The organism is Bacillus cabrialesii (assembly GCF_004124315.2).
Lineage (GTDB): Bacteria > Bacillota > Bacilli > Bacillales > Bacillaceae > Bacillus > Bacillus cabrialesii.
On the sequence record NZ_CP096889.1, the window covers coordinates 836,276 to 859,555 of the forward strand.

The 23,280-nt window shown below is 47.2% G+C and carries 22 protein-coding genes and 2 pseudogenes; 15 read left to right on the forward strand and 9 right to left on the reverse strand.

Annotated features, from left to right (window positions below; translation table 11 throughout):
• Positions 1-52 precede the first annotated feature (52 nt).
• The 3 genes from EFK13_RS04245 (at position 53) to EFK13_RS04255 (ending at position 2,301) form a co-directional block, all read left to right on the forward strand.
• On the forward strand, positions 53-499 hold the full coding sequence (locus EFK13_RS04245) for a YfmQ family protein (protein WP_129506419.1): 447 nt from the start codon (positions 53-55) through the stop codon (positions 497-499).
• Positions 500-622: 123 nt separating this feature from the next.
• The gene (locus tag EFK13_RS04250; RefSeq protein ID WP_129506418.1) at positions 623-1,045 is read left to right on the forward strand and encodes a MerR family transcriptional regulator; all 423 of its coding nucleotides are present in this window, start codon (positions 623-625) and stop codon (positions 1,043-1,045) included.
• Positions 1,046-1,110: 65 nt separating this feature from the next.
• On the forward strand, positions 1,111-2,301 hold the full coding sequence (locus tag EFK13_RS04255; protein ID WP_064813835.1) for an MFS transporter: 1,191 nt from the start codon (positions 1,111-1,113) through the stop codon (positions 2,299-2,301).
• A 34-nt stretch (positions 2,302-2,335) separates the two neighbouring features.
• Here EFK13_RS04255 and EFK13_RS04260 read toward each other — a convergent pair.
• Positions 2,336-2,881: pseudogene (locus tag EFK13_RS04260) on the reverse strand (N-acetyltransferase family protein).
• Positions 2,882-3,165: 284 nt separating this feature from the next.
• Here EFK13_RS04260 and EFK13_RS04265 point away from each other — a divergent pair.
• Positions 3,166-3,319 (forward strand): annotated as a pseudogene (locus tag EFK13_RS04265) (hypothetical protein).
• Positions 3,320-3,437: 118 nt separating this feature from the next.
• Here EFK13_RS04265 and EFK13_RS04270 read toward each other — a convergent pair.
• Positions 3,438-4,994, reverse strand: a complete 1,557-nt coding sequence (locus EFK13_RS04270; protein WP_129506417.1) for an ABC-F family ATP-binding cassette domain-containing protein — start codon at positions 4,992-4,994, stop codon at positions 3,438-3,440.
• A gap of 174 nt (positions 4,995-5,168) precedes the next feature.
• Between EFK13_RS04270 and EFK13_RS04275 the strand changes: the two genes are divergently transcribed.
• A complete protein-coding gene (locus EFK13_RS04275; RefSeq protein ID WP_129506416.1) occupies positions 5,169-6,299 on the forward strand; it encodes a DEAD/DEAH box helicase in 1,131 nt (376 codons plus the stop codon).
• Between the two features lie 69 nt (positions 6,300-6,368).
• Entirely contained in the window at positions 6,369-6,815 is a 447-nt protein-coding gene (locus tag EFK13_RS04280; RefSeq protein WP_129506415.1) for a GNAT family N-acetyltransferase, read from the forward strand.
• A 42-nt stretch (positions 6,816-6,857) separates the two neighbouring features.
• Here the strand turns inward: EFK13_RS04280 and EFK13_RS04285 are convergent, their stop codons facing one another.
• From EFK13_RS04285 to EFK13_RS04310, 6 genes are all read right to left on the reverse strand, one after another.
• Entirely contained in the window at positions 6,858-7,877 is a 1,020-nt protein-coding gene (locus EFK13_RS04285) for an NADP-dependent oxidoreductase (RefSeq protein ID WP_129506414.1), read from the reverse strand.
• 107 nt (positions 7,878-7,984) lie between these two features.
• Complete coding sequence (yfmF, locus tag EFK13_RS04290) at positions 7,985-8,782, reverse strand: Fe(3+)-citrate ABC transporter ATP-binding protein YfmF (RefSeq protein WP_129506413.1); 798 nt, start codon at positions 8,780-8,782, stop codon at positions 7,985-7,987.
• Positions 8,783-8,794: 12 nt separating this feature from the next.
• A complete protein-coding gene (yfmE, locus tag EFK13_RS04295) occupies positions 8,795-9,796 on the reverse strand; it encodes a Fe(3+)-citrate ABC transporter permease YfmE (RefSeq protein WP_129506412.1) in 1,002 nt (333 codons plus the stop codon).
• Positions 9,793-10,794: a Fe(3+) dicitrate ABC transporter permease FecD gene (fecD, locus tag EFK13_RS04300; RefSeq protein WP_129506411.1), complete on the reverse strand. Its 1,002-nt coding sequence runs from the start codon at positions 10,792-10,794 to the stop codon at positions 9,793-9,795. The genes yfmE and fecD overlap by 4 nt, the downstream gene beginning before the upstream one ends.
• Positions 10,795-10,865: 71 nt before the next feature.
• Entirely contained in the window at positions 10,866-11,813 is a 948-nt protein-coding gene (gene yfmC, locus EFK13_RS04305; protein WP_129506410.1) for a Fe(3+)-citrate ABC transporter substrate-binding protein YfmC, read from the reverse strand.
• Between the two features lie 109 nt (positions 11,814-11,922).
• Positions 11,923-12,291: a DUF3212 family protein gene (locus EFK13_RS04310; protein WP_129506409.1), complete on the reverse strand. Its 369-nt coding sequence runs from the start codon at positions 12,289-12,291 to the stop codon at positions 11,923-11,925.
• Between the two features lie 240 nt (positions 12,292-12,531).
• Between EFK13_RS04310 and EFK13_RS04315 the strand changes: the two genes are divergently transcribed.
• From EFK13_RS04315 to nosA, 9 genes are all read left to right on the forward strand, one after another.
• Entirely contained in the window at positions 12,532-12,879 is a 348-nt protein-coding gene (locus EFK13_RS04315; protein ID WP_129506408.1) for a YflT domain-containing protein, read from the forward strand.
• Positions 12,880-13,072: 193 nt separating this feature from the next.
• Complete coding sequence (locus EFK13_RS04320; protein ID WP_129506407.1) at positions 13,073-14,335, forward strand: pectate lyase; 1,263 nt, start codon at positions 13,073-13,075, stop codon at positions 14,333-14,335.
• A 128-nt stretch (positions 14,336-14,463) separates the two neighbouring features.
• On the forward strand, positions 14,464-15,900 hold the full coding sequence (locus EFK13_RS04325) for an anion permease (RefSeq protein WP_129506406.1): 1,437 nt from the start codon (positions 14,464-14,466) through the stop codon (positions 15,898-15,900).
• Between the two features lie 160 nt (positions 15,901-16,060).
• Positions 16,061-17,689: a two-component sensor histidine kinase CitS gene (gene yflR, locus EFK13_RS04330; RefSeq protein ID WP_129506405.1), complete on the forward strand. Its 1,629-nt coding sequence runs from the start codon at positions 16,061-16,063 to the stop codon at positions 17,687-17,689.
• Positions 17,661-18,341, forward strand: a complete 681-nt coding sequence (gene citT, locus EFK13_RS04335; protein ID WP_129506404.1) for a two-component response regulator CitT — start codon at positions 17,661-17,663, stop codon at positions 18,339-18,341. The genes yflR and citT overlap by 29 nt, the downstream gene beginning before the upstream one ends.
• 2 nt (positions 18,342-18,343) lie before the next feature.
• On the forward strand, positions 18,344-19,303 hold the full coding sequence (locus EFK13_RS04340; protein ID WP_129506403.1) for a tripartite tricarboxylate transporter substrate binding protein: 960 nt from the start codon (positions 18,344-18,346) through the stop codon (positions 19,301-19,303).
• A 344-nt stretch (positions 19,304-19,647) separates the two neighbouring features.
• Positions 19,648-20,949: an Mg(2+)/citrate complex secondary transporter CitM gene (gene citM, locus EFK13_RS04345; RefSeq protein WP_129506402.1), complete on the forward strand. Its 1,302-nt coding sequence runs from the start codon at positions 19,648-19,650 to the stop codon at positions 20,947-20,949.
• Positions 20,950-21,002: 53 nt separating this feature from the next.
• The gene (locus tag EFK13_RS04350) at positions 21,003-21,797 is read left to right on the forward strand and encodes an MBL fold metallo-hydrolase (RefSeq protein WP_129506401.1); all 795 of its coding nucleotides are present in this window, start codon (positions 21,003-21,005) and stop codon (positions 21,795-21,797) included.
• A gap of 117 nt (positions 21,798-21,914) precedes the next feature.
• Positions 21,915-23,006: a nitric oxide synthase gene (gene nosA / locus EFK13_RS04355; protein WP_129506400.1), complete on the forward strand. Its 1,092-nt coding sequence runs from the start codon at positions 21,915-21,917 to the stop codon at positions 23,004-23,006.
• Here the strand turns inward: nosA and EFK13_RS04360 are convergent.
• Positions 22,997-23,272, reverse strand: a complete 276-nt coding sequence (locus EFK13_RS04360; protein ID WP_129506399.1) for an acylphosphatase — start codon at positions 23,270-23,272, stop codon at positions 22,997-22,999. The genes nosA and EFK13_RS04360 overlap by 10 nt on opposite strands.
• Between the last annotated feature and the right edge of the window lie 8 nt (positions 23,273-23,280).

Consider the following 23,280-nt stretch of genomic DNA (forward strand, 5'->3'; position numbering starts at 1 on the left):
GGATAATATTGTGTGTCAGCGGCACATGGAAAACTGATGGAGATGATGAAGCATGACATGGGCTATCGTGATGTTAATTCTCATGAGTCTGGTGAAAATCGTATTAACCTGTCTTCCAACAGGCGTCATGGAATGGCTGCTCAGCAAATTTGAAGTACATGCCAAGCTGAGTGACGAACAGGCCGTTCTCTCTCTAGATGGAAAACGTCTCGAGGGGGAAGAGAAGCAGAAAGTGATTGACCAATTTAACGAAGCTGTCTTCCTGGAGAAATATTATATCTACCCAGGTGACGAAGAGCGTTATTTACAACCGGAAAACGGCGGCACGCCGCTGGTGATAGATACGAAAAAAGGCAAACATGATGTGAAGCTGTTTGTGTACCGCTACGACGACCATATCGACGTCGTGAAACAGTACAAGAAGAAAGTGATTGCGTATCAATTGCTTTCTGAAAGCCTTCAAAAGCAGTCTCTGTCAGTGACAGGAAGTTTGGCTTAAATAGGAAAGTGAAAGACGAGTGCTTTATGCCACTCGTTTTTTTATTGCACTTCAAAACTTTACGTTTACGTTAAGGTTCAAAAGGTGTATAATGGTAACAGAAACGGCGAAGGGGGATTTACCTTGGAATGGATGAAGATTGATCAAGTAGCCAAAAGAAGCGGGCTGACAAAGCGGACCATCCGGTTTTATGAAGAAATCGGCTTGATTCCGGCGCCGAAACGGACAGACGGCGGCGTAAGGCTTTATTCAGAGGATGATATGGAGGAGCTTGAGAAAGTCATCAGCACAAAAGAGGTGCTCGGTTTTTCCCTTCAGGAGCTTCAGCATTTCATGGAAACCAGCCGCCAGCTAGAGTTAAACAAAGAGGGGTATTTGTTGTCACTGGATCCTAAGGAACGGAAAGAAAAACTGGAGGAAATTCAGGAAACACTGAATCACCAGCTGGATTTGATTGATGAGAAAATCCGCACATTCGAAAGCTTTAAAGAACGCCTGCAAGACATGAAAGATAAAGCGGAACGTGCCATTCAATCAATCGAATGAAAAGTTTGTCAAACGCTATTTTTGTAGCGTTTCTTTTAATGGAATAAAGATGGAGGTCAGGTCAAATGGATAAGACAAAACAAGTGAATCAGAAAACGGGCTTGCTCAGCCAGCCGAAAGCGGTATGGGCTGTCGCATTTGCCTGTGTGATTTCCTTTATGGGGATCGGGCTGGTTGATCCAATTCTTCCGGCAATTGCCGCACAATTACATGCTTCACCTAGTGAAGTATCACTCTTGTTTACAAGTTATTTGCTTGTAACCGGATTTATGATGTTTTTCTCAGGCGCCATTTCCAGCCGTATCGGCGCGAAATGGACGTTAATTCTCGGACTTATTTTTATTATTGTGTTTGCGGGGCTTGGCGGCAGTTCAAGCTCAATTGCTCAGCTAGTCGGCTATCGCGGCGGCTGGGGATTAGGGAATGCTTTGTTTATTTCAACAGCGCTTGCGGTCATCGTCGGCGTATCAGTCGGAGGAAGCGCCCAAGCGATTATTTTGTATGAGGCTGCGCTCGGTCTCGGGATTTCCGTCGGGCCGCTTGCAGGCGGAGAGCTAGGAAGCATTTCATGGCGCGCGCCGTTTTTCGGGGTATCTGTCCTGATGTTTATTGCGTTAATCGCCATTTCTTTGATGCTTCCGAAATTGCCGAAACCGGCGAAACGCGTCGGTGTGTTTGATGCGATGAAGGCGCTCAAATATAAAGGCCTGCTGACAATGGCGGTATCTGCGTTCTTATACAACTTTGGATTTTTTATTTTGCTTGCTTATTCTCCGTTCGTACTGGATTTAGATGAACACGGTCTAGGTTATGTTTTCTTCGGCTGGGGACTTCTGCTGGCGATTACGTCAGTCTTTACGGCGCCGCTCGTGCACAAAGCGCTGGGCACAGTGCGTTCGCTCGTCGTTCTCTTTATCGCGTTTGCGGTCATTCTTATCATCATGGGGATCTGGACAGAACACCAGACATTGATTATTACATGTATCGTTGTCGCCGGTGCTGTCCTCGGTATGGTGAATACGATCATGACAACCGCTGTGATGGGTTCTGCGCCGGTTGAACGTTCCATCGCGTCATCAGCCTACAGCTCAGTCCGCTTCATCGGCGGCGCGCTCGCTCCGTGGATTGCGGGAATGCTGTCAGAACACTTCACAGCAAGCACACCATATACAGTAGGCGGAATCGTCGTTTTTGTCGGCATGCTTGTCCTTCTCATGGGACGTAAACATCTTGCCGGAATTAAGGCGGGTCATTAATAACGAAAGACACTGCGAAGATGCAGTGTCTTTTTTAATCATGGAACCTTCCCATTACAACCGTATTGTAGTAGTTTCCGTCAGAAAGCAATTTCTCCTTTTTTAAGATTCCTTCTGCTTCAAATCCGTATGTCTTATATAGTGAAATGGCTCTTTCGTTTGTTTCCAGGACATTCAGTGAGATTTTTTTAATTCCGTTGGTATCCGCCCAAGAGAGAGATTGCTGTAAAAGATGCTTCCCGATGCCATAACCCTAAAATTCTTTTAACACGCATACACCGAACTCCGCTTTATGCGAGGATCGCTTTAAATCAGTTCCCTCACATCTGGAAAACCCCGCGAGCCTGTCCTGCACTTCAGCAACTAAAAATAAGTTTCTCTTTTTCTCAGTATCTTCTTTTATCCGTTGTTTAAAATCTGGCGGATCTATGAAATCCTCGCCTTTCTCCCGATCCATGTATTCCGTTTCTCCATCAATCTTCAGTCTTAATGAAGACAGCTTCTGTGCATCCTCTGCACGGGCTGATCGAATGGTGTAGTGAAGTTCATTTACTTTGAATTCTTTTTTGCCGATAATCATGCTATACCCCCATACGGTCAGTTTGTATTATTCGTTATAAATGCATCATAATCGAATTGGTGCAGGAAAGGACAACCCTTATGACACAATTTTACTATTTAACGGCTAAAACTCCTTTGGAAACCGGTTTTTTCAGTCAGCAAGAACGGTGTTCACGGAAAGGGCATCCGCTTCGGTCAAGCATCGACGCGGCGGGTATTTATCTTGAAGAAGCTAAGAATGTGTCCGTTCATTTACGATTGCCATTTCAAGTGATGGTTCATGCTGTAGAAGGGACGTTTGCCATGGATAAGGCCAAGCCTGACGAATACGATCGGAAATGTTTAGAGGTACTGTATCAATACATACACAGCATTATGAAAAACAGCTTTTCGGTCGAGTGGTTCACTGCTTGGGCTGATGAGGAAGACTTTGAATTGTCTGCCAAAAGAGAGCTGACCCTTGATGAATTCACCTCGCCATTGCAGCTCATTTTAAAAGACAGAGAGCTGTTGAGAATCGTTCAAAAAAAATGGCAGTAAAAAAACCCGCCCTTCAGCAGGCGGGTTTTCTCGATTTAAAGCACTTTTGTCGTCCAAGACTCGCAGTTCCACGTTTCTGTCGCGATATCCATATAAAAGTCGGGCTCGTGGGAAATAAGCAGAATGGAGCCTTTGTATTCTTTGAGCGCGCGCTTGAGCTCTTCTTTCGCGTCGACATCCAAGTGGTTTGTCGGCTCATCGAGCACCAGCAGGTTTGTTTCCGAATTGATCAGCTTGCACAATCTGACTTTCGCTTTTTCGCCTCCGCTTAATACGGAGACGCGGCTTTCGATATGTTTTGTTGTCAGTCCGCATTTTGCCAGAGCCGCACGGATTTCATACTGCGTATAAGAAGGGAATTCACTCCATACCTCTTCGATGCACGTATTGTTGTTTGTTGCCTTGACTTCTTGCTCGAAATAGCCGGTAAAGAGGTGCTCACCGCGTTCAACCGAGCCTTCAAGCGGCTGGATTTCGCCAAGCAGGCTTTTCAGCAACGTGGTTTTTCCGATCCCGTTCGCGCCGTAAAGGGCGATTTTTTGGCCGCGCTCCATGCGTAGGTTCAGCGGGCGTGACAGCGGGGAATCGTAACCAATGACTAAATCCTTCGTTTCAAAAATCAGCTTGCCTGACGTTCTGGCCGGCTTGAAGTGGAATTCCGGCTTTGGCTTTTCTGCCGCCAGCTCGATCATATCCATCTTATCGAGTTTCTTTTGGCGGGACATCGCCATGTTTCTCGTGCTGACGCGGGCTTTGTTGCGGGCTACGAAATCCTTCAGCTCAGCGACTTCCTGCTGCTGCTTTTTATACGCCGCTTCAAGCTGCTGTTTCTTCACCTCGTAGACTTCCATAAATTGATGGTAGTCGCCGACATAGCGTGTCAGCTCTTGATTTTCAACATGATAAATCAGGTTGATGACGCTGTTTAAGAACGGAATATCATGGGAAATCAGGATGAACGCGTTCTCGTATTCCTGCAGATAGCGCTTCAGCCATTCGATATGCTGCTCATCAAGGTAGTTAGTCGGCTCATCAAGAAGCAGAATTTCAGGTTTTTCAAGGAGAAGTTTAGCGAGAAGAACCTTGGTGCGCTGTCCGCCGCTCAAATCAGTGACATCGCGCTCTAATCCGATATCGCTCAAGCCAAGGCCGCGGGCGATTTCTTCCACCTTGGAATCAATGACATAAAAATCATTGTTCGTCAGCGCGTCTTGAATCACGCCGACATCTTCAAGCAGCTTTTCAAGCTCGTCGGGATCAGCCTCGCCCATTTTGTTGTAAATCTCGTTCATTTCTTCTTCCATCGCAAATAAATAATGGAACGCGTCTTTCAGGACGTCACGAATGGATTTTCCTTTTTCCAGCACGGTATGCTGATCCAGATAGCCGACACGGACATTTTTTGACCATTCGACTTTTCCCTCATCAGGTTCAAGCTTTCCGGTAATAATATTCATGAAGGTTGATTTTCCTTCACCGTTTGCGCCGATCAGCCCGACGTGCTCGCCTTTTAACAGGCGGAAGGATACGTTATTAAAAATGGCTCGGTCACCGAAGCCGTGGCTTAAATCCTTTACAGATAAAATACTCATGTTTACACCTCTATCGTTTATCAAACACGCACAATCGGCGTGTATTATTCACCCTTTTGATTATAAAGGAGGAATCGGAATGTTGAAAGGTATAGGAAAGAAAAAGAAAAATTGCGTTCCGGGCGAGGTTTTGAGATACTATGGAATAGATTTCACGAATTGAGGAGAACAAAAATGACGCAAACTTGGCCATTTTTACATAATGCACAATCATTTATACAAGAGAATTGGAATGCATCCGGCTTTCAAAAGCCGACCCCTGTTCAGGAGCAGGCAGCCCAGCTGATTATGGACGGAAAGGATGTCATTGCGGAATCGCCGACAGGCACGGGCAAAACACTGGCATACGCACTGCCGGTCTTGGAGCGGATCAATCCGGACCAGAAGCATCCGCAGGCGGTCATTCTAGCGCCTTCGCGTGAGCTGGTGATGCAGATTTTTCAAGTGATTCAGGATTGGAAAGCGGGCTCAGAGCTGCGCGCGGCTTCCTTAATCGGCGGGGCGAATGTGAAGAAGCAGGTTGAAAAGCTGAAAAAACATCCGCATATCATTGTCGGCACGCCGGGCAGGGTGTTTGAGCTGATTAAAGCGAAGAAATTAAAGATGCATGAAGTGAAAACGATCGTGCTTGATGAAACGGATCAGCTCGTCCTGCCGGAGCATCGCGAAACGATGAAGCAAATCATTAAAACGACATTAAGAGACCGGCAGCTTCTATGTTTCTCTGCCACCCTCAAAAAGGAAACAGAGGACGTGCTCCGCGAATTGGCGCAAGAGCCTGAGGTGTTGAAGGTGCAGCGAAGCAAAGCGGAAGCGGGGAAAGTAAAGCATCAATATCTGATTTGCGACCAACGCGACAAAGTGAAGCTGCTGCAAAAGCTGTCAAGACTTCAAGGCATGCAGGCACTCGTATTTGTGAGAGACATCGGCAACCTGAGCGTATACGCGGAAAAGCTGGCGTATCACCATGTCGATCTTGGCGTTCTGCACAGTGAAGCGAAAAAAATGGAGCGGGCGAAAATCATTACCGCATTCGAAGACGGAGAGTTCCCGCTCTTATTGGCGACTGATATTGCTGCGCGCGGTTTAGACATTGAAAACCTGCCATACGTGATTCATGCCGATATTCCTGACGAAGACGGCTACGTTCACAGATCAGGCCGAACAGGCCGTGCCGGAAAAGAAGGCAACGTGCTGAGCCTCGTTACGAAACTGGAAGAATCAAAGCTGAAGAAAATGGCGAAGAAGCTTGGCGTGGAGCTGAGTGAAGCTGTTTATGCAGGCGGAAAACTGAAGACGAAATAAGAAGGAGGGCGGAAAGCCCTTCTTTTTTGTTGTAAAATAATAGAAAAAAATATGCGCGGGGGTGGGGAGATGGCTACAATAGACAGATTTCAAATATTGAAGGAATCTGAGCTGGAAATCGTTGAACACTGGTTTGAAAATGAGGATACCAGACGGAGAATGGATGGAATGCTGCCATTAGATGCGTGGTTTGAACGAGTGAGTAAAGATGAAGACGATTCTATCATCATGGCATATGACGGGCAGCTGCCGGCGGGGATGGCCGTTATTGAGTTCGTGGAGGAGCGGGCGTATATAGGATTGATCGTCAATCCTTTGTACCGGCTTCAAGGGTACGGAAAACGGATATTGCAAAAACTGCTGAACGAACCTGATTTTTCTCGTGTGCGGGAATGGGCTGCATGCATTGAAGAAGACAATCGAATCAGTTTGGCTTGTTTTCATGCAGCCGGATTTACGTTGGAAGAAACGGAGCCTGATGAAGATGGTTTTCTCACTTTGATTCTTCGCAGCTGACCTTTAAAGAAACAGAAAAAGGAGGGAAATCCCTCCTTCATATCAGCTCGGGTCACTGACTTTGATCAGCTGTTTCCCTTTATTTTCACCTTTAAATAAGCCGAGAAACGCGTCAGGAATGTTTTCGAAGCCTTCTGTGATGGTTTCCTCGTAATGGAGCTTTCCATCCTTTAGCCATTCGGCCAGCTGTTTTGCCCCCTCAGAAAAGCGATCGGAGTAGTCGCCTACGATAAACCCTTGCATCAGCGACTTGGTTTTGATCAGCTTCGATTGGACGCGAGGGCCCATGTCGTCTGCTTCACTTTCCGCGTTGTAGGAAGAAATGGCGCCGCACACCGGAATGCGGGCAAATTCATTGAGCAGATTCATGACCGCATCTGAAATCGGCCCGCCGACATTGTCAAAATACACATCGACACCATCAGGACAAGCGTCTTCTAGCGCTTTTTGGATATCTTCTGCTGTTTTGTAATTGATGGCTTCATCAAACTGCAGCTCCTGTTTTAAATACGCGATTTTCTCATCAGAGCCCGCGATGCCGACGACTCGGGCGCCTTTGATTTTGGCAATCTGTCCGACTACTGAACCGACGGCTCCCGCTGCTCCGGAGACTACCACGGTTTCGCCTTCTTTCGGGCGCCCGATGTCCAGCAGTCCGAAATATGCCGTCAAGCCGGTCATTCCCAAAATGCCGAGATAGGCCGAAGCGGGAGCGAGGCTTGTATCAATTTTTCGCAAGGCAGACTCGCTTACAGCGGAAAATTCTTGCCAGCTGAGGTTTCCGATGACGATATCGCCTTTTTTCAGATGATCGCCGTCTGATACGACTTCAGCGATGACCCCGCCAGAGAGTGCTTCATTCAAGGCGAACGGCTCAACATATGACTTTGTATCCTGCATACGGCCGCGCATGTAAGGGTCAACCGATACATAAAGCGTTTTGACAAGCACTTCCCCTTGCTTCGGCTCGGGGACCGGAATGGTTTCAAAGCGGAAGTCTTCATGAACGGGAATTCCTTGCGGACGTCTTGCTAATTGAATTTGCTGCTGAGATGCTGTCATTTTCATCCTCCTATCACTTGATTGACACCACTGTAACATGGAGAGGAGGAGAAATACAAAAGGTAAGCCGGCATACAAAAAAGGAGAGGGGGTTCCTCTCCTTTTTATCACGCCCGTAATTTCGGGCACAGTCCCGTCGGCAGGCACATTGGCTTCTGGTCGATCGGGCTTCTCATAATGCAACATTCCAAGCCGAAGACTTCACGGAAAAATGGCTGGGTAAACACATCTTCCGGTGTTCCGGCATTGTATATTTTTCCGTCCAGCACACTGATCAGATAGTCGGCATATTGAGCAGCCTGGTTTAAATCATGGAGCACCATCACAACGGTGCGGCCATGATCGCGGTTCAGCTTTTTCAGCAGCTCAAGCACTTCTATCTGGTGTGAAATGTCTAAATACGTGGTCGGTTCATCAAGCAAAAGCAAATCAGTGCCTTGAGCAAGCGCCATGGAAATCCATGCTCTTTGTCTTTGTCCGCCTGACAGGGCATCCAGCGTCCGCTCCTTCAGCTCATTCATTCCCGTTGCGTCCAGCGCCCACTCTACCATGTCATGATCCTCTTGGGTATGCTTGGATAACAGCTTTTTGTGAGGATGTCTGCCGAAATAGCATAATTCCTCTACCGTCAATCCTTCAGGCGCCTGAGGAGATTGAGGAAGAATGGCCAGCTTTTTTGCGACTTCTTTTGAAGGCTGGCGGTGGATATCTTTTCCTTCTAACAGGACCGTACCGCTTTTTGGTTCCATCAGCCTGGCGAGCGATTTGAGGATTGTTGATTTCCCGCAGCCATTGGCGCCGATGAGCGCAGTGATTTTACCTTCTTCTATCTTTAGGTCGACTCCGTCAATAATCACTGTGCTGTCATATGAAAGAGTGAGCTGGTCTGCAGCCAATTTTCCCATGGTATCCTCTCCCTACTGTTTCCTCGCTTCGAATTTCAATAAATATAAGAAATAAGGCGCGCCGATCACGGCTGTCAATATTCCGGCCGGTATTTCAACCGGAGGCATGATGCCGCGCCCTAACGTATCTGCAATTAATAATATAATAGCACCAATCAATGCCGATGCAGGCAGTAAATATTTGGCTTTTTCTCCGGTAAGCCGTCTGGCGATATGCGGAGCAAGCAAGCCGATAAAACCGATTGAGCCGACGACGGCTACACAGCTTCCCGCCAGTGCAACCGCGGTGAAAATCAGGATGAATCTCAGCCGGTTCGCGTTTTCTCCAAGACCCTGCGCAAGCTCATCACCGAGTGACATCAGATCCAGCTTCGGTATGAGAATGCAGACGATCGGAAAAAGAATCAAAAGCCATGGCGCTAGCAGCTTGACTTCTTCCCAGTTTCTTCCCCAGAGGCTGCCTGTCAGCCAAATGAGTGCAGCATTCACATCGCCCGGAAACTTGACCATCATATATTGCATCCCGGCGTGGCAGACCGCGCCTAAGGCGATGCCTGATAAAGCCAGTGAAGAGGGCTGAATGCTTTTTTTGCGGGCTATCATTAATAATAGTACAGCAATAATGGCTGCTCCGGCAAATGCGGAGAACGGAAGCACGTACACCGGTGATTCAGGAAAGATCAGAATAACAGCCATCGCCGCAAGTCCGGACCCTTTAGAAATCCCGACAACGTCCGGAGAAGCGAGCGGATTTCGGATGACACCCTGTAAAATCGCTCCGGCCGCGGCAAGCCCGGCGCCGGCTAAAATCGCTAATAGTATCCGGGGAAGGCGGTATTGCTGGATGATGAATTCAAAGGAATGATCCACTCCAAGCAAATTCGTGACCACCGCATCCGGTGTAATGTATAACGCGCCGAAGCCGATGCTGATGACGGACAGAACGATCAGAAGCACGGCCAATATGAGTATCGCCAGCAAGGGGCGTTTTTGTTTTCTGGTTGTTTTCTTCATTTCAGATTTCGCCCTTTCCTTGCCAAGTATAAGAAGAACGGAGTCCCGATAATCGCGGTGACGATGCCGACCGGTGATTCATAAGGGAATGCAATCCATCTGGCCAGAACATCGGCGTACACCAGCAAAATGGCACCGAACAGCGCCGAAAACGGAAGCACGTATTGATAATGTTCTCCGATCAGCTTGCGGACAATATGCGGAACGAGCAGTCCGACAAAGCCGATCGGCCCGGCGACGGCTACGGAAGCGCCGGAAAGAATTAAAATGATAAAGCTGATCAGAATCCGGATGCCGCTCATATTTTGTCCAAGCCCTTTTGCTGTCTCGTCTCCGAGACCAAGTACAGAAACAGAACCGGAAAACACGAGGGCCAGCCCGATGCCGATGACGGAAAACGGAGCGATGGTCATGACGTCGTGCCAATTGCTGCCGTCAATCGCGCCTGTCATCCAGTACAAAACATCTTCTCCCGACTCATTTAAAATAATGATGGCCTGTGTCATGGAGGAAAGGAACAAATGCACCGCCATTCCCGACAGCGCCAGCTTAACAGGCGTCATTCCGCCGGATGAGGCAATCATATACACAATCGCGCCGCCTGCTGCCGCACCCGCAAAAGCGAATACAACGGAGGAATAGGGCGATGCCGGCAGAATGACGAGAGAAGCAACGACAAAAAGCGATGCGCCTGCATTCACACCGAAAATTTGAGGTGAAGCCAGAGGGTTTCTGGTCATGGCCTGCATCAGCGCCCCTGCTACGGCCAGGCTGGCGCCGACGAAAACGCCGATTAATGTGCGAGGAAGGCGAAGAGTGGAGATGATGAGCTGTTCCTTTGAACCGTCCCATACAAAAAGATATTTCAATGAATCTATGATGCCGATGTCTGAGGCTCCTACTGAAAGATTCAGCCCAAGCCCGAATATTAAAATGATCAGTGCGATGATGAACATCATCAGTCTTGATGATGAGCGCCGTTTGGCTGAATGATACAACTGTCTCACTTCCTTACTGCGTCTGATTGCAAAAACGAAGAAGCAAGGATTTCCCTCGCTTCTCATGTGTCTTACTTATTATACACTTTTTTAAGCACGTCTTTGGCGCTTGTTTCACTAGACTTGATGCCTCTGAATCTTGTCCAAGTGTCACGGTCGGCATCATAGACTTGTCCGTTTTTCACCGCTTTTAGATTTTTCCAGAGCGGGTTCGTTTTCCACTCGTCTACAATGGTCTTGCCTTCGTTGGCTGAGATAAACAAAATGTCAGGATCGATTTTGCTCAATTGCTCGAGGCTTACCTCTTGATAGGCTTCTTTTGACTTCACAGCGTGTGCAAAGCCAAGCATTTTAAAGATTTCTCCGTCATAAGATGATGACGTATGAAGCTGGAAGGAATCTGCTCTTGCAACCCCGAGAACAATGTTGCGGTTTTCATCTTTTGGAAGCTCCGCTTTCAGGCCGTTGATGACTTTGTTGTGCTCGGCAAGCTTTTCTTTTCCTTCATCTTCTTTATTTAATGCTTTAGCAATGGTTGTAAAGCTGTCGATTGTTTCGTCGTATGTCGCTTCCCGGCTTTTTAATTCAATCGTCGGGGCGATTTTTTTCAGCTGTTTATAAATGTTTTTATGGCGTTCAGCATCAGCGATGATTAAATCTGGCTTCAAGGAGCTGATAACCTCTAAATTGGGTTCGCTGCGTGTGCCGACAGATGTATAATCAATTGAGCTGCCGACAAGCTTTTTAATCATATCTTTTTTGTTGTCATCGGCGATGCCCACAGGTGTAATGCCGAGATTGTAGACAGCATCCAAGAATGAAAGCTCGAGGACAACCACCCGTTTCGGTGTGCCGCTCACTGGCGTTTTTCCTTCTTCGTGCTGGATCACTCTTGAATCCTTAGACTTGCTTTCGCTGCTTCCGCTGTTATTCTGGCTTGATGAACAGCCGGATACAATGAAGCAGGCGATCAATAAAACACTCATGATGCCAATCAACTTGTTAGAATAGGTGCGCATGTCATTCTTCCTTTTTTCAGATTTAGTAATGAGAATCATTATCACATGTAAACACTATAATAGCATGGCTCATCATGTCAATATTTTTTTAGTAAAGAAAGCTGCAGGTTTACTGCTTTCTCATGATAGCATCATCAGACACAAATAAATGGTATACCGCATTGCCATGTCTGCGGGATAAGAACGCATTGGCATTGGCTTTAGAGGTTTCAAGCATATCAGCATTGACATATGGAAGGAGAGCGCTGAGATAGCCGGACAATTTCTTTTCTATTTCTTCTGTGAACGCGAATTCAATGTCGCCGATATTCATGATAATAGAGAAAACAAAGTCGATATCAATTTGAAAATGTTCCTCAGCAAAGACCGCAAGCTCATGAATTCCGGGTGAACAGCCGGATCGCTGATGGAAAATCTGTTTGACTAAATCACTCACAACCCAAGCATTGTATTGCTGTTCTGGTGAAAAATATTGCATTACACATACCTCCTGCTTGTACGGATAAAGACAGCCATTCATGATCGTATGCTCCGCGCAGCGGTTACTCTTCGGTTTTGACTTTTCTGAAAATTTATCTCTCTATCACTTTACCACGGGCGGAAAATAAATAGCTACTACCATTCTTCCTGTTTTTCTCTTCAATGTTCTTGAATTTGTTTCAACAATATGCGATCGGGTATGAAAGAAACATAGAAAACATGAAGGAGGAATGTCGGAATGAAACCAGTTGTAAAAGAGTATACAAACGACGAACAGCTCATGAAGGATGTAGAAGAATTACAGCAGATGGGTGTTGCAAAAGAGGATGTATACGTCTTAGCTCACGACGATGACAGAACGGAACGGTTGGCAGACAACACGAACGCCAACACCATCGGAGCCAAAGAAACAGGTTTCAAGCACGCGGTAGGCAACATGTTTAATAAAAAAGGAGACGAACTCCGCAATAAAATTCATGAAATCGGTTTTTCTGAAGATGAGGCCGCTCAATTCGAAAAACGATTAGATGAAGGGAAAGTGCTTCTCTTTGTGACAGACAATGAAAAAGTGAAATCCTGGGCATAATGCAGGGATTAACCCAAAAGGCAAATTTTCGGCCTTTTGGGTTTTTTTGCGGTCTTTGCGGTGTATGTTTTGCAGGATGCCGCAATAAGATAGCGGAACTTTTTCGGTTCTGGGTGTCCCTCAATTTGCTATTATATCCTTGTGAGAAATTGTAATAAAATCTCACAAAATAGAAAATGGGGGTTCATAGTGAATGAAAAAAGTGATGTTAGCCACGGCTCTGTTTTTAGGGTTGACTCCAGCTGGCGCGAACGCGGCTGATATAGGCCATCAAACTTTAGGGTCAAATGATGGCTGGGGCGCGTACTCGACCGGCACGACAGGCGGATCAAAAGCATCGTCCTCGAACGTGTATACCGTCAGCAACAGAAACCAGCTTGTCTCGGCATTAGGCAAGGACACTAACACAACGCCAAAAATCATTTATATCAAGGGAACGATTGACATGAACGTGGATGACAATCTGAAGCCGCTTGGCCTGAATGAATATAAAGATCCAGAGTACGATTTGGACAAATATTTGAAAGCCTATGATCCTAGCACATGGGGCAAAAAAGAGCCGTCGGGAACACAAGAAGAAGCCAGAGCGCGCTCTCAGAAAAACCAAAAAGCACGGGTCATGGTGGATATTCCTGCAAACACAACGATCGTCGGTTCAGGGACTAATGCCAAGGTCGTTGGCGGAAACTTCCAGATTAAGAGTGATAATGTCATCATCCGCAACATCGAATTCCAGGACGCCTATGATTATTTTCCGCAATGGGATCCGACTGATGGCAGCTCAGGAAACTGGAACTCACAATACGACAACATCACGATAAACGGCGGCACGCATGTATGGATTGACCATTGTACATTTAATGACGGCTCACGTCCGGACAGCACATCGCCAAAGTATTTCGGCAGAAAATATCAGCACCATGACGGACAAACCGATGCTTCTAACGGCGCTAACTATATCACGATGTCTTACAACTATTATCACGATCATGATAAAAGCTCCATTTTCGGATCAAGCGACAGCAAAACATCTGATGACGGCAAATTAAAAATCACGCTGCATCATAACCGCTATAAAAATATCGTTCAGCGCGCACCGAGAGTCCGCTTCGGGCAGGTGCACGTATACAACAACTATTATGAAGGAAGCACTAGCTCCTCAGATTATGCCTTCAGCTATACATGGGGAATCGGAAAGTCTTCTAAAATCTATGCTCAAAATAATGCCATTGACGTGCCGGGACTGTCAGCTGCTAAAACGATCAGCGTGTTCAGCGGAGGAACGGCTTTATATGATTCTGGAACATTGCTGAATGGCACACAGATCAACGCATCGGCTGCAAACGGGCTGAGCTCTTCTGTCGGCTGGACGCCATCTCTGCACGGCACAATCGATGCTTCCGCGAATGTGAAATCGAATGTTACAGCTCAAGCGGGTGCGGGTAAACTAAATTAAGAAAATAAAAAACACAAAGGGCTGCTCACCTTTGTGTTTTTTTAATTAATTAAAATGTTTATTAACTTAGTTAAGGAGTAGAATGGGAAGGGGGATCGGAAAACAAGTATATAGGAGGAGACCTATTTATGGCTTCAGAAAAAGACGCAGGAAAACAGTCAGCAGTAAAGCTTGTTCCATTGCTTATTACTGTCGCTGTGGGACTAATCATTTGGTTTATTCCCGCTCCGTCCGGACTTGAACCTAAAGCTTGGCATTTGTTTGCGATCTTTGTCGCGACAATTATCGGCTTTATCTCCAAGCCCTTGCCAATGGGTGCAATTGCAATTTTTGCATTGGCGGTTACTGCACTAACTGGAACACTATCCATTGAGGATACATTAAGCGGATTCGGGAATAAGACCATTTGGCTTATCGTAATCGCATTCTTTATTTCCCGGGGATTTATCAAAACCGGGCTCGGTGCGAGAATTTCGTATGTATTCGTTCAGAAATTCGGGAAAAAAACCCTTGGACTTTCTTATTCACTGCTGTTCAGTGATTTAATACTTTCACCTGCAATTCCAAGTAATACGGCGCGTGCAGGAGGCATTATCTTTCCTATTATCAGATCATTATCCGAAACATTCGGATCAAGCCCGGCAAATGGAACAGAGAGAAAAATCGGCGCATTCTTATTAAAAACCGGTTTTCAGGGGAATCTGATCACATCTGCTATGTTCTTAACGGCGATGGCGGCGAACCCGCTGATTGCCAAGCTGGCCCATGATGTCGCAGGGGTGGACTTAACATGGACAAGCTGGGCGATTGCCGCGATTGTTCCGGGACTTGTAAGCTTAATCATTACACCGCTTGTGATTTACAAGCTGTATCCGCCGGAAATCAAAGAGACACCGGATGCGGCGAAAATCGCAACAGAAAAACTGAAAGAAATGGGACCTTTCAAAAAATCAGAGCTTTCCATGGTTATCGTTTTTCTTTTGGTGCTTGCGCTTTGGATTTTTGGCGGCAGCTTCAACATCGACGCAACCACAACCGCATTGATCGGTTTGGCCGTTCTTTTATTATCGCAGGTTCTGACTTGGGATGATATCAAGAAAGAGCAGGGCGCTTGGGATACGCTCACTTGGTTTGCGGCGCTGGTCATGCTGGCCAACTTCCTGAATGAGCTAGGCATGGTGTCTTGGTTCAGTAATGCCATGAAATCATCCGTATCAGGATTCTCTTGGATTGTGGCGTTTTTGATCTTAATTGTTGTGTATTATTACTCCCATTATTTCTTTGCAAGTGCGACAGCCCACATCAGTGCGATGTATTCAGCATTTTTGGCTGTCATCGTCGCAGCGGGCGCGCCGCCGCTTTTAGCAGCGCTGAGCCTCGCATTCTTCAGCAACCTGTTCGGGTCAACGACTCACTACGGTGCTGGAGCGGCTCCAGTCTTCTTCGGAGCAGGCTACGTTCCGCAAAGCAAATGGTGGTCCATCGGATTTATCCTGTCGATCGTCCATATTGTGGTATGGCTTGTGGTCGGCGGATTATGGTGGAAAGTACTGGGAATATGGTAGAAAGAAAAAGGCAGACCGAGGTCTGCCTTTTTTATATTCACTCCATTCAACGAATCTACATTCCTCCAAAATTTTGCCCTCTCAAGATAATGAATTTTGAAAAATAAGAAAATTTTCTATGAAAAATGGTATGATCTAGGTAGAAAGGACGGCTGGTGCTGTGGTGAAAAAGCGGTTCCATTTTTCCCTGCAAACAAAAATAATGGGACTGATTGCGGCTCTGCTGGTTTTTGTCATTGGTGTGCTGACGATTACGTTAGCCGTTCAGCATACACAGGAAGAACGAAGACAGGCTGAGCAGCTAGCGGTGCAGACGGCGAGAACCATTTCCTATATGCCGCCGGCTAAAGAATTCATTGAGAGAAAAGGCGGACATGCGGCTGAGGCGCAAGAGGTCATTGAACAAATGAAAGAACAGACTGGCGCTTATGCTATATATATTTTGGACGAAAAAGGAGGCATTCGGAGCGCCTCGGGCAAAAGCGGCCAAAAGAAGCTGGCGCGCAGCAGAGAAATTCTGTTTGGCGGCTCGCACGTTTCTGAAACAAAAGCGGATGAACGGCGGGTGATCAGAGGGAGCGCGCCGATTATGAAAGAACAGAAGGGATACAGCCAAGTGATCGGCAGCGTATCTGTGGATTTTCTGCAAACGGAATCAGAGCAAAGTATCAAAAAACATTTGAGAAATTTGAGTGTGGTCGCTGTGCTTGTGCTGCTGCTTGGATTTGCCGGGGCCGCCGCGCTGGCGAAAAGCATCAGGAAGGATACGCTTGGCCTTGAGCCGCATGAGATCGCGTCTCTTTATCGGGAGAGGAATGCAATGCTTTTCGCGATTCGAGAAGGGGTTATTGCTACCAATCGGGAAGGCGTCGTCACGATGATGAACGTGTCGGCTGCTGAGATGCTGAAGCTTCCCGAGCCTGTGATTCACCTTCCTATTGATGATGTCATGCCGGGCGCCGGGCTGAAGAGTGTGCTTGAACAAGGAGACATGCTGCCGAATCAGGAGGTAAGTGTCAACGATCAAGTTTTTATTATCAATACGAAAGTGATGACTCAAGGCGGACAGGCGTATGGGATTGTCGTCAGTTTCCGGGAGAAAACAGAGCTGAAGAAACTGATCGACAAACTGACAGAGGTTCGCAAATATTCAGAGGATCTTAGGGCGCAGACCCATGAATTTTCAAATAAGCTTTACGCGATCTTAGGGCTGCTTGAGCTTGGGGAGTATGCTGAGGCCATTGATCTGATTAAAGAAGAATACGCGATACAAAATGAGCAGCATGATATTTTATTCCAGAACATCCATTCACAGCAAGTACAGGCGATTTTGCTGGGGAAAATGGGCAAAGCTTCGGAAAAAAAGGTCAAGCTGTCTATCGATGATAACAGTTCGCTCGCGTCTCTTCCTGCACATATCGGCTTGTCCCATCTCATTACGATTATCGGGAACTTAATTGATAACGCTTTCGAAGCTGTAGCCGATCAAAGCGTGAAGGAGGTATTGTTTTTCATCACGGATATAGGGCATGACATTGTCATCGAAGTATCGGATACAGGGCCCGGTGTGCCGCCTGATAAGATGGAAGCTGTGTTTCAAAGAGGCTATTCTTCAAAGGGGATGAAGAGAGGCTACGGTCTGGCCAATGTCAAAGACTCAGTGCATGAACTGGGCGGCTGGATCGAACTGGCGAATCAAAAAACTGGCGGTGCGGTATTCACTGTATTTATACCGAAGGAGAAACAAAGGGGGAATCCATTTGATTCACATCGCGATTGCGGAGGATGATTTTCGGGTTGCGCAAATCCATGAGAGATTGATTGAACAGCTTGATGGATTCAAGATTATCGGCAAGGCGGCAAACGCCAAAGAAACAATGGCGCTTTTGGAGAAACAAAAGGCTGATTTGCTTCTGCTGGATATTTATATGCCGGACGAGCTTGGGACCGCATTGATACCTGAGATACGAAGGCGTTTTCCCGAAGTGGACATTATGATCATCACAGCGGCAACAGAAACCAGGCATTTACAAGAAGCGCTCCGGGCAGGGATATCCCACTATTTGATCAAACCCGTAACGGCTGACAAGTTCAGACAGGTGCTGCTTCAGTATAAAGAAAAAAGGAAGCTGCTTTTGTCTCAGCCGGAGGTCAGCCAATCTTTGATCGATCATATTTTTGGTAACGGTGTGAAGGCATCTTTGCCGGCAGAGGATTTGCCGACAGGCATTAATTCGATTACACTGCGAAAAATTAAGGAAGCGCTTCGGAATGCGTCAGAAGGATTGACAGCGGAAGAGCTTGGTGAAAAAATGGGGGCGTCACGAACGACTGCCCGCCGCTATGCAGAGTACCTTGTGTCAAAGGAAGAAGCAAGAGCCGAGCTTGAGTACGGGATTATCGGCAGGCCGGAGAGAAAATATTATTTGGCGGCGGATTAGATATGAAGAAATGTATGATTCTATTGATTGCGCTATTGCTATTTATGCAGGGTGACATCCGGCAGGCGGCTGCGCCGCGCCTGCCGGACGGGCCGATTGAAATTGTCGTCCCCGCCGAGCCTTCTGGCGGCTGGGATGTCACAGCGCAGGCGATCCAATCCGTTCTGCGGCAGAAGCAGATCGTAAAGGGTGAAGTTCATATCGTCTATAAACCGGGCGGCGGGGGAGATAAAGGCTGGAAGTATGTCAACAAAAGCAGTAAACAGACCATCAGCATGACGTCCAGTTTAATCCTGAGCAATGATCTTCTCGGGCAGAGCAAATTAAAAACGGGCAATTTTACTCCGCTCGCCATTCTTTCTAAGGAATGGCAGACGGTTGCATTGCCAAAAGGATCGGCGTTAGCAAACGGCAAGGATTTGCTGAATGAGATTAAGTTGAACCCCGGCAAGATAAAAATCGGCTTTGCGCCGGGGTTTGGCAATGATGATCAGCTTTCGTTCGTCAGAGCGGCAGATATGTACGGCATTGACCCTTTTCATATTCAGTTTTTGCAGTATGAAAGCAGTGAACAGCTCATTCAGGCGCTGATCAGACATGAAATAGAAGCGGCTTCAATGACACTTTCTGAAGCGAAACCATATGAGCGGCACGGTGATATCACGTTAGCTGCTGTAACGTCTGATAAAAGACTTTCCGGTTTTCCGGACGTACCGACGTGGAAGGAGCAGGGGATCCCGTTTGTGTTTTCTCATTGGAGAGGGATTTTGGGCCCGAAAAACATGTCGGAGGAAGAGATTTCTTATTGGGATCAAGCGCTAAAGAAGGTCACATCTTCGCCCGAGTGGAAGCGGAAAATAAACGAACAGGACTGGGAAAGCTTTTATTTGAACAGCAGGGAAACGAAACGGTTTCTTGAACAGCAATACGCTTTTTATCAAAGCATTATGACAGGAAATTAAAATCCCGGCATGGCCGGGGTTTTCAGCGTGTCGACAAACCCTCGCATTCGTTGTCAGTCCTGCGGTGTTGGTGCTCACGAATTGCCGCATTCGCTGTGCTCCAATGCTCGTCCTTCCTAGACTTCAAAGGTTTTCAATCAATCTGAAGATCCCGGCATGTCCGGGATCTTTTTCGTGTGCCTAAAAATGATCAAAAAGAACAAAACGGTTTTAAAAATTTAAAAATACAAAAGAAACAAATTATTTACTTGTGATTGGTTTTCCCATACGATGGCAAAAAGGCAAGACAAAAAGGGGAATAAGGGAGAAAAAATGTAAGCGGATTCATTTAAGGGGGAATGGATGTGTTAGCAATCTTAGGCTTTCTCATGATGCTCGTATTTATGGCATTGATCATGACAAAACGGCTCTCTGTACTGACAGCGTTAGTTTTGACGCCGATTGTCTTTGCGCTGATCGCCGGATTTGGATTTACTGAAGTCGGGGACATGATGATTTCTGGAATTCAGCAGGTAGCGCCGACTGCGGTCATGATTATGTTTGCGATCTTATATTTTGGAATTATGATTGATACAGGACTGTTTGATCCTGTGGTTGGGAAAATCTTAAGCATGGTCAAAGGCGACCCGCTAAAAATTGTTGTCGGGACCGCGGTTCTGACGATGCTCGTCGCCTTGGACGGGGATGGCTCGACCACGTATATGATTACGACAAGCGCGATGCTTCCGCTCTATCTGCTGCTTGGCATCCGGCCGATTATCCTGGCGGGCATCGCGGGAGTCGGCATGGGGATCATGAACACGATTCCGTGGGGAGGCGCGACGCCGCGGGCGGCGAGTGCGCTGGGGGTCGATCCGGCTGAGCTAACAGGGCCGATGATTCCTGTCATCGCAAGCGGGATGCTTTGTATGGTTGCGGTTGCGTATGTGCTTGGAAAAGCGGAACGAAAACGCCTTGGCGTGATTGAACTGAAACAGCCGGCCAATGCCAATGAACCGGCAGCTGCGGTTGAAGATGACTGGAAACGGCCGAAGCTATGGTGGTTCAATTTATTGTTAACGCTTTCTTTGATAGGATGTTTAGTATCGGGTAAAGTCAGTTTAACCGTACTGTTTGTCATTGCGTTCTGTATTGCACTGATTGTGAATTATCCAAACCTTGAGCATCAGAGACAGCGCATCTCGGCACATTCCACCAACGTGCTTGCGATTGGCTCCATGATTTTTGCCGCGGGGGTTTTTACGGGGATTTTGACAGGCACCAAAATGGTTGATGAAATGGCGATTTCGCTCGTGTCTATGATTCCAGAACAAATGGGCGGGCTGATCCCGGCGATTGTGGCCTTAACAAGCGGCATTTTCACATTCCTGATGCCGAATGACGCGTATTTCTACGGGGTGCTGCCGATTTTATCAGAAACGGCTGTCGCATACGGTGTGGATAAAGTGGAAATTGCCAGAGCCTCTATCATCGGCCAGCCCATTCATATGCTGAGCCCGCTTGTCCCATCCACTCATTTGCTTGTCGGACTTGTCGGGGTTTCTATTGACGATCATCAAAAATTCGCATTGAAGTGGGCGGTTCTCGCAGTCATCGTCATGACGGCTATTGCTCTATTGATAGGCGCGATCTCTATTTCCGTATGATAATTCAGGCGTAATGACACACTAATGGCATACAACTTACCGGAGGTGTCATCATGAGTGATCCTTATATGCCGATGACTTCAGTCAGGAGCGGAACGGGGTTCGAAGCGGCAAAAGGGGTGCACGGCCTGACCGTGCAAATTGCGAATGTCTATTTTATTCAGCTGCCTTCTGAACCTCACTCATTTGTTTTAATTGATGCCGGCATGCCCCAATCAGCCGGCATGATTGTCAATGAAGCCAAACAAAGATTCGGTGATGATTTTCAGCTGAAGGCGATTATCCTCACACACGGGCACTTTGATCATATCGGGGCGATAGAGGAGATCCTTGAGCATTGGGATGTTCCTGTCTATGTCCATTCTCGGGAAATGCCTTATGTAACAGGTAAAGAGGATTATCCTCCGGCTCGTCCTGACAGCAAGAGCGGGCTGGTCGCCAAGCTGTCGCCGCTGTTTCCCCGGCATTCTATCGATATTTCCTCACATGTGCAGGCACTGCCGGAAGACGGCTCCGTTCCGTATCTTGACGAGTGGATGTGGATCGCGACACCGGGTCACACACCCGGCCATATTTCGTTATTCCGCGAGGACGGGCGCGTGCTTGTGGCAGGCGATGCTGTCATTACAGTGGAACAGGAGAAAATGGCGGACGTCTTGATTCAAAAACAGGAGCTCCATGGGCCGCCGGCTTATTTCACACCTGACACAGAGACGGCTGCCAAATCCATTCAGAAGCTTGCCGGCCTGGAACCGGAAGCACTGCTGACAGGGCACGGCATACCGATGACCGGCAAAAACTTTCGCAGTGACCTAACTGAATTGGCAAATCGCTTATTATCTCTTTGACACCCGCATACGCGGGTGTTTTTTATTGTTTTCCAAGATGATACAGAAAAATCATTTGTCTTCCCGCTTAAAAACGATACAATGAAAAGCATGAATGCATTTGAAGGGGAGAGTTTGTTGGAAGAAAAAGAAATACTCTGGAACGAAGCGAAAGCATTTATTGCCGCATGCTATCAGGAATTGGGAAAGGAGGAGGAAGTGAAAGACCGTCTCGATGATATTAAAAGTGAAATTGACCGGACAGGAAGCTATGTACATACGAAGGAAGAGCTTGAGCACGGAGCGAAAATGGCTTGGAGAAACAGCAACCGCTGCATCGGCAGATTGTTCTGGAATTCGCTGAATGTCATCGACAGACGTGACGTCCGGACGAAGGAAGATGTGCGAGACGCCCTCTTTCATCACATTGAAACCGCCACCAATAACGGGAAAATCAGGCCGACCATTACGATTTTTCCTCCGGAAGAGAAAGGTGAAAAGCAAGTCGAGATTTGGAATCATCAGCTGATCCGTTACGCTGGATATGAATCAGACGGAGAAAGAATCGGCGACCCGGCTTCCCGTTCCCTGACCGCAGCCTGCGAAGAGCTCGGCTGGCGCGGAGAGCGAACGGATTTTGACCTGCTGCCGCTCATGTTTCGCATGAAAGGCGATAAAGAGCCGGTCTGGTATGACCTGCCGCGTTCACTTGTGATCGAGGTGCCAATCACACATCCGGACATCGAAGCGTTTTCTGATCTGGAGCTGAAATGGTACGGGGTGCCGATTATTTCTGATATGAAGCTTGAGGTCGGGGGCATTCATTATAATGCCGCGCCATTTAACGGCTGGTATATGGGCACGGAAATCGGAGCGAGAAACCTGGCAGATGAAAAACGATATGACAAGCTCAAAAAAGTGGCGTCCATTATTGGCATTTCTACTGATTACAATACGGAACTATGGAAGGATCAAGCGCTTGTTGAATTGAATAAAGCCGTGCTGCACTCGTATAAAAAGCAAGGTGTCAGCATTGTTGACCATCATACGGCCGCAAGCCAATTTAAACGGTTTGAAGAACAGGAGGAAGAAGCGGGCAGAAAGCTGACGGGGGATTGGACGTGGCTGATTCCGCCGATTTCACCCGCTGCCACTCATATCTTCCACCGTTCCTATGACAACTCAATCGTTAAGCCGAATTACTTTTATCAGGATAAGCCTTACGAGTGAACAATGGAAAATCGATGATGGCCTTCAAGGCTTCGGGATTCAGTGACAGAGATGTCGGAAACCTTTGAGAAAGGGCTGCCTTTCTTTACGGCCTCAAGAAACGATTGTAAGGCGTTTTCCGGGCCTTCTGCCAAAATCTCGACACAGCCGTCATCACGGTTTTTGACCCAGCCGGCCAGTTTTCGCTTATCGGCTTCTATTTGAACAAAATAGCGAAAGCCTACACCTTGAACCCGGCCGTCTGCAACGATTCGGTATTGAAGCATATAAAAAC